Source organism: Micromonospora sp. Mcm103, from assembly GCF_024519755.1.
In the GTDB taxonomy this organism is placed as follows: domain Bacteria; phylum Actinomycetota; class Actinomycetes; order Mycobacteriales; family Micromonosporaceae; genus Micromonospora; species Micromonospora aurantiaca.
Genome location: NZ_JALJRJ010000018.1, coordinates 161,276 through 167,501, shown reverse-complemented (window position 1 = coordinate 167,501; position 6,226 = coordinate 161,276). Strand labels below are relative to the sequence as shown.

8 protein-coding genes are annotated in these 6,226 nt (G+C 70.2%); 4 read left to right on the top strand and 4 right to left on the bottom strand.

Annotated features, from left to right (window positions below; genetic code table 11):
* The first annotated feature begins 104 nt into the window (after positions 1-104).
* Together OC439_RS22140 and OC439_RS22135 are read left to right on the top strand one after the other, a co-directional pair.
* Positions 105-1,160 (top strand): MBL fold metallo-hydrolase, encoded by a 1,056-nt coding sequence (locus OC439_RS22140; protein WP_262015108.1) that lies wholly within the window; start codon positions 105-107, stop codon positions 1,158-1,160.
* On the top strand, positions 1,132-1,488 hold the full coding sequence (locus tag OC439_RS22135) for a transposase (protein WP_262015107.1): 357 nt from the start codon (positions 1,132-1,134) through the stop codon (positions 1,486-1,488). Before OC439_RS22140 ends, OC439_RS22135 begins: the two co-directional genes overlap by 29 nt.
* Positions 1,489-1,629: 141 nt before the next feature.
* Here OC439_RS22135 and OC439_RS22130 read toward each other — a convergent pair whose 3' ends face one another.
* Positions 1,630-1,992, bottom strand: a complete 363-nt coding sequence (locus OC439_RS22130) for a hypothetical protein (RefSeq protein WP_262015106.1) — start codon at positions 1,990-1,992, stop codon at positions 1,630-1,632.
* Between the two features lie 99 nt (positions 1,993-2,091).
* Here OC439_RS22130 and OC439_RS22125 point away from each other — a divergent pair, with 99 nt between their 5' ends.
* On the top strand, positions 2,092-2,523 hold the full coding sequence (locus OC439_RS22125; RefSeq protein WP_262015105.1) for a hypothetical protein: 432 nt from the start codon (positions 2,092-2,094) through the stop codon (positions 2,521-2,523).
* A gap of 943 nt (positions 2,524-3,466) precedes the next feature.
* Here OC439_RS22125 and OC439_RS22120 read toward each other — a convergent pair.
* The 3 genes from OC439_RS22120 to OC439_RS22110 form a co-directional block, all read right to left on the bottom strand.
* Positions 3,467-3,895, bottom strand: coding sequence for a DUF4097 domain-containing protein (locus OC439_RS22120; protein WP_262015104.1), 429 nt, complete (start codon positions 3,893-3,895; stop codon positions 3,467-3,469).
* Positions 3,896-4,031: 136 nt separating this feature from the next.
* Positions 4,032-4,271, bottom strand: coding sequence for an aldehyde dehydrogenase family protein (locus OC439_RS22115; RefSeq protein WP_262015103.1), 240 nt, complete (start codon positions 4,269-4,271; stop codon positions 4,032-4,034).
* Between the two features lie 26 nt (positions 4,272-4,297).
* On the bottom strand, positions 4,298-4,984 hold the full coding sequence (locus OC439_RS22110) for a TetR/AcrR family transcriptional regulator (RefSeq protein ID WP_262015102.1): 687 nt from the start codon (positions 4,982-4,984) through the stop codon (positions 4,298-4,300).
* 91 nt (positions 4,985-5,075) lie between these two features.
* On the opposite strand from OC439_RS22110, the gene OC439_RS22105 reads away from it, so the two are divergent.
* On the top strand, positions 5,076-6,224 hold the full coding sequence (locus OC439_RS22105; protein WP_262015101.1) for an acyl-CoA dehydrogenase family protein: 1,149 nt from the start codon (positions 5,076-5,078) through the stop codon (positions 6,222-6,224).
* The last annotated feature ends 2 nt before the right edge of the window (positions 6,225-6,226 follow it).

The following is a 6,226-nucleotide window of genomic DNA, read 5'->3' as shown; positions in this document are numbered from 1 at the left end:
GCGTGGTCGGCGACCTGTTCAAGGTCGTCCCGCAGGCCGCCGAGGAGATCCGCAAACGCAAGTGACACAGTCGTGTCGGTCATGCAGTGGACGGAGGACGGCGGATGGTGGCGGCAGCAGCAGAGATGCGGGTCGAGCCCGATGATGTGACGGCGGACTGGACGCGTCCGGGCGTGTTCGAGGTGGCCGCCGGGGTGTATCGCATTCCGCTGCCGTTACCGCAGGACGGTCTGCGATCGGTGAACGTGTACGCCCTGGCGGGTGACGACGGCCTCGTGCTGGTCGACTCGGGCTGGGCCATCACGGCGGCCCGGCAGACATTGGATGCCGCCCTGGCTGCCCTGGGCGCGGGCCTTGCAGATGTACGTCGGTTCCTCGTGACGCACGTGCACCGCGACCACTACGCGATGGCGGTGGCCGTACGGCGCGAGTTCGGCACCACAGTGAGCCTCGGCGAGGGCGAGGAACCCTCTATCCGCGAGCTGTCGACTCCGGGCCACCGGCCGATGTCCGAACACTGGCAGGCGCTGATGCGATGCGGTGCGGGCGAGATCGTCGAAGCGCTGCGCGCGCGGGCCGAGTCGGCGCCGCATGACCCGACGGACTGGGCGGCGCCGGACGACTGGTTGGCCGGGGGGACCGACGTCGTCCTACCGACCAGGACCCTGCGGGTGGTGGCGACCCCTGGACACACCCGCGGGCACGTCGTCTTCGTCGACCGTGACGCGCAGCTGATGTTCACCGGCGACCATGTTCTTCCCCACATCACACCGTCCATCGGCTTCGAGGCGGCGGCCGCGGCGCTGCCACTCGGGGACTACCTGGATTCGTTGCGGTTGGTCCGGTCTCTGCCCGACCAGCGGCTGCTGCCGGCGCACGGCCCGGTCGGCCCGAGTGTCCACGCGCGCGTCGACGAACTTCTGCACCACCACGCGAAGCGACTCGACCAGGCGTGCGGAGTCGTGCGTGACGCGATGACGGCTTACGAGGCGGCGGGTCGACTGACCTGGACCAGGCGTGAGCGTCGCTTTGCCGACCTGGACCTGTTCAACCAGATGCTCGCCGTCACGGAGACGGCCGCCCACCTCGATCTGCTCGTGGCGCAGGGACGGCTGAAGGCTGCCGACGTCGATGGAGTGCGCCGCTACGCCCTGGCGTGACCGCCCCGGACCATCCCTTGAGGCCCGCCGCGGTACGCCGAGCCGTGCCGTCAGGCAGTTGACCAAGACGGTCTTGGAGACCGCGTTGAACGAGGAGATGACCGATCACCTCTGCTATGCCAAACACGAAACCGACGGCGCCGGGTCGGGCATCGTCCGCAACGGCACCGAGCCGAGGACACTCCTGACTGAACCGCCCCGAGTTCTGATGTTCCCCGGGCTGGGTGGAGCCGACTTGGTTGACTCGTCAGGATCGTCGCTCGTTGAGGAGAGACGTGTCCCGGAGATTCCCGCCAGAGTTTCGTCCCAATCGATCAGATGTGGCTGAAACGGGCTCGCGAGCTATACCGCCCGCTGGCCACGCCCGATTGCGAACTTCCGGCCCGGCGGGCTCAGGCCGGGCTGAACTGGATGAGGACCGACGCGGTCGGCAGCTCGTCCGGAGCGGGTGGCGCCTCGGTGCGCCAGGTCAGCCGTACGCTTCATCGGCGGCCCGGCGGAAGGCGGTAGGCGTCGGCGATGCCGCCGGCCGTGCCGCTGGAGAACCCGAGGATGCCCGACTCGAAGACCACCTCGAGGACGTGGCTGCGTTCCAGCCGGCCGGATCGAAGTCGGCCGACCCGTCCCAGGTCTCCAGCCGGGTGGCGCTGCCCAGCACCACGGCGTCGTCGATGTTCTCGACCACCACGTAGCCCGGCGTCGAGCTGACCCATTGATCGAGCCCATGCGGTGGGGGCGACACGTTGCGCCGGTCGTTGCTGTCGTCAATCATCGCGAACAGTCGATAGTCGACATCGAAGTACAGCTCGGTGTGCTCGACCAGCGCCGCCATGCTGACCCCCTTCCCGCTCGGTCGACCACGAGGGTAGCGATCTCCCCGGCTGATCATGAGTGTCCGCATGCCTACTCAACCTTGCATCGGCCGGCATCGTTGGCTGAACTGCTCCCGCCATCACCTATCCACGGCGAGCCGAACGCGGCCGGCCAGACATGGCTGCACAACACCGCGCAGTACCAGACCAGCAGTGCCACCACCCCGGTCGGCCAGGGCAAGGCGTGGACGGACGGGACGAGCTTCCGGCTCGAACCCAGCTCCCTGGAGTGGCTCGTGCTCACCAAGGACGGCAAGGTCGCCTCCCGTGGTACGGGAACCCTCAACGGCCGGTCCGGCTACACGTGGGTGATCTACGGCTGGGACGCCTGTTCGTCGGGCCGCATTGACTGCGTTGTCGTCTTCGAAACCACCACCGGAACGGTCGTCTACGACCATTGCCCCGGCAGCACCGAGTTCGACGTCGACCGGATCGCCCCGCGCGATCTGATCTCCGGCGCCGTCCAGCTGCACCGCACCGGATCGGCTTAGCGCCGCTAGACTTGCGCAAGCCTAAGAGTGCCCTGAGTGTCATCGGCGGTGGGACAGTGGGTCGTGTAGCCCCTCGGGCACAAACGATAAACCCCACGGTGTGCGCTGAGATCCACTTCAGCGCGCACCGTTTGCGTTTCCGGCTGGTAGTTCAGTCGGAGGCCGAGTTGTCGGTAGACCTCGGCTTTGTCGGCTGGGCCGGCGTCGCGGAGCACGGTGGTGATGTCGCCGAGCGCGGTCACGAGGGCCCTGATCTCTCCTCGGCTCATCCGGCGTGGGGTGGTGCTCGCGATGGTGCTTAGATCGGCTTCGGCGCGGGCGCGTTCGGCTTGGGTCTGCGCGATCCAGGCGGTGACCACCGCTGGGTCGGCGCCGGCGTCGAGGGCGGCGCGGTAGCGCTCCAGTTTGGCGTCGCACTCGTTGATGATCGCTTGGGTTTGCGGTGCCCGTTGTGGGCGGATGACTGAGGGGTTGGGCGTCGGCCATCGCGGTGATCGTGTGTTCGATGCGGTGGGGTGCGAAGGCGGAGGCCAGCCAGGTGTCGAGCGGATCGGTGAGGGCGTCCTCGCGTAGGTACACGTTGCGGGGGTGCGGAACTTGGTTGGCGAGGGCGTACTCCTGGCGACACCGCATGGTTGCGAACCGACAACGTCCACGACGACCGCGACCGGCTGGTCCGCTGGTGCGTGCGCGCCCATCAGACGCGGTCGATCGCGTACACGCGGTGCCGCGTCGACGGCCGCGTTTGTTCGTGCGCCGGCCGGGACGCCTCGACCCGCACTGCCTTGGGGCACGCGGCCATGGCGGCTTCGAGCGCGCGGCTGGTCCGGTCATGATCACGCACCCGGGTCCTGCGGGCAGGTAGCGTCAGACCAGGTCCGCTACCTCGGTCTGATCCGGTGAGCGTTCCGTGCCGTTGTGGACCGTCTGCTGCGGGCGGTGTTCACTCGGGTGCGGTGACGAGGATGTCGCCGCCGCCGGAGTGGACACCGATCCTGTGCGCGGCGGCAGCGTCGGTGGGGATCTCGACGGTGGTTGTGCCGCCGGAACCCTGCGCGTCGATGCTGTAGCGGTCGCGGGGTAGCCGGAGCGTGGCGTCACCACCGCTACTGTCCACGCGGACGGACTCGGGCGGCTTGGTGAACGTGAGCTGGATGGCGCCGCCGCCGGTTCGGGCCGTGATGGTGGCCGGGGTGATTCCGCTCGCGTCGACCGCTCCGCCGCCGGACGTCAGGTTCAGCTCGCCGGACAGTCCATAGCACTGTGGACAGGCAGTCGCCGCGACGGCGGGAGCGACCAGGGCAACTGTCCCAACAGCGACTCCGATGAGGGCGACCACGGCCAGCGCCACGATCCATCTACGCCTTGGCATGCCGGCATGGTAGCCCTCCAAACTGACGACTAGAGGTGGCACTCGTACGGTGGGCGTGAGGTCGCCAAGCGCGTCAGCGCCCGGGGACCGGGTGGGGACCACACGTCGTGCGGGATGGTGGACGGCATGCCGTCGACTACACGGCCTGATCTTGGGATGGCGTGCGTGACGTGCGGGAACGCTTGGCGAATCGTTCGGCCCAGCCCGGGGAGGCGGCGCGGGCGGCCGTGACGGCGCGGTCGACGTCGGCCGCCGTGCCGGCCGGCACGCTCGCCAGCACCTCCTCGGTCGCCGGGTTGTGCACCGCGATGGTCTGCCCGCAGGAGGGGGCGCCCCACGCTCCGTCGAGATAGATGTCGGTTCGTGCGAGATCCATCGCGCGCCCCTCGCGGTGGTCGAACACTAGCGCTGCAGGTTCTTACTCTGAAGCGTCGGATCGGCTGGCGGGAGGGGTGGTAGCGGCCCGACGTGCTCCTCGTAGGTGCGGGCGAGCCCATGGATGAGCGCGTCGAGGCCGAGCGCGAAGGCGCCCTCGTCCACCCGTTGCTGATGCTCGGCGAGCCGGTGCGCCTGGGTCAGGTGCGGATACCGCTCCTCGTACAGCCCCGGGTCCTCGACGAAGCCACGGGCGAACGATCCGAGCGCGGAGCCCGCCACGAAGTAGCGCATCAGCGCGCCGATGCGCGTCGCGCGCGCGGGCGGCCAGCCGGCAGCGACGAGCCCGCCGTAGACCGCGTCGGCCATCGCCAGCGCCGCCGGCCGCCGGCCCGGCCCGCGGGCCAGGTACGGCACGATGTTCGGGTGCGCGGCCAGTGCCGCCCGATACGAGTGCCCCCACCGGCGCAGCGCCTCGCGCCAGTCGAGGTGCCCGAAGAAGGAGACGTCCACCTGGGCGGTGACGCTGTCGGCCACCGCGTCGAGAATGTCGTCCTTGGTGGCGAAGTGGTTGTAGAGCGAGGGCCCGCGTACGCCGAGTTCGGCAGCGAGCCGGCGGGTGGAGAACGCCTCCAGCCCGTCCGCGTCGATCAGCGCGGCGGCGGCATCGACGATCCGCTGCCGGCTGAGCAGCGCCTGCCTCGGCCGGGGCATCCGCGCCTCCCTCGCTCACTCGTCGGCCCGCGGCAACTCTGCCACAGCCGGGTCTGGACGTACTTAAACTTGCAGCGCTAGTTTATGCCGCATGGACCTTCAGCTCTCCGCGGAGCAGGCGGCGGTTCGTCAGCTCGCCGCCGAGTTCGTCGACCGTGAGGTGGTCCCGCACGCCGCGGCCTGGGACCGGCGCGAGTCGGTCGACCCGGAGATCGTGGACAAGCTCGGCCGCCTGGGCTTCCTCGGGCTGACCATCCCCGAGGAAGACGGCGGGTCCGGCGGGGACCACCTCTCCTACTGCCTGGTGCTGGAGGAGCTCGGCCGGGGCGACTCCGCCGTCCGGGGCATCGTCTCGGTGTCGCTCGGGCTGGTCGCCAAGGCCATCGCCGCGCACGGGTCCGCCGCGCAGCGGGCCGAGTGGCTGCCCCGGCTCTGCGCCGGCACCGCGCTCGGCTGCTTCGCCCTGACCGAACCGGACAGCGGCTCGGACGCGGCCGCGCTGACCACCCGGGCGACCCGCGACGGCGGCGACTGGCTGATCACCGGCGCGAAGACGTTCATCACCAACGGCACCGTGGCCGACGTGGTCCTGCTCTTCGCCCGCACCGGCGGACCCGGACACCGTGGCATCAGCGCGTTCCTGGTGCCCACCAACGTCGCCGGGCTCACCCGGAGGGAGATCCACGGCAAGCTCGGGCTGCGCGGGCAGGCAACCGGTGAGCTGCGCTTCGACGCCGTCCGGGTGCCCGACTCGGCGCGCCTCGGCCCGGCCGGCGGCGGGTTCCGGCTGGCCCTGGCCACCCTGGCCAAGGGCCGGATGTCGGTGGCCGCCGGCTGCGTCGGCATCGCCCAGGGCTGCCTCGACGCGGCGGTCGGCTACGCCGGGGAGCGCACCCAGTTCGGCAAGCCGATCGCCGGGCACCAGCTGGTGCAGCAGTTGCTCGCCGCCATCGCCGTGGACACCGCCGCCGCCCGGCTGCTGGTGTGGCGGGTGGCCGACCTCGTGGACCGGGGCGAGGCGTTCGCCACCGAGGCCTCGATGGCCAAGCTCTTCGCCAGCGAGGCAGCGGTCCGGGCGGCCAACAACGCCGTCCAGGTCTTCGGCGGGTACGGCTACATCGACGAGTACCCGGTCGGCAAGTACCTGCGCGACGCCCGGGTCGCCACCCTCTACGAGGGCACCAGCCAGATCCAGCAGCTGCTCATCGGGCGCGCGCTCACCGGCGTCAACGCCTTCTAGCA

Coding starts and splice junctions, on each gene's coding strand:
- OC439_RS22110 (WP_262015102.1), bottom strand. CDS start 4,984: ATGCCCCGGCCGAGGCAGGCGCTGCTCAGCCGGCAGCGGATCGTCGAT.
- OC439_RS22105 (WP_262015101.1), top strand. CDS start 5,076: ATGGACCTTCAGCTCTCCGCGGAGCAGGCGGCGGTTCGTCAGCTCGCC.
- OC439_RS22115 (WP_262015103.1), bottom strand. CDS start 4,271: ATGGATCTCGCACGAACCGACATCTATCTCGACGGAGCGTGGGGCGCC.
- OC439_RS22120 (WP_262015104.1), bottom strand. CDS start 3,895: ATGCCAAGGCGTAGATGGATCGTGGCGCTGGCCGTGGTCGCCCTCATC.
- OC439_RS22140 (WP_262015108.1), top strand. CDS start 105: ATGGTGGCGGCAGCAGCAGAGATGCGGGTCGAGCCCGATGATGTGACG.
- OC439_RS22135 (WP_262015107.1), top strand. CDS start 1,132: ATGGAGTGCGCCGCTACGCCCTGGCGTGACCGCCCCGGACCATCCCTT.
- OC439_RS22130 (WP_262015106.1), bottom strand. CDS start 1,992: ATGGCGGCGCTGGTCGAGCACACCGAGCTGTACTTCGATGTCGACTAT.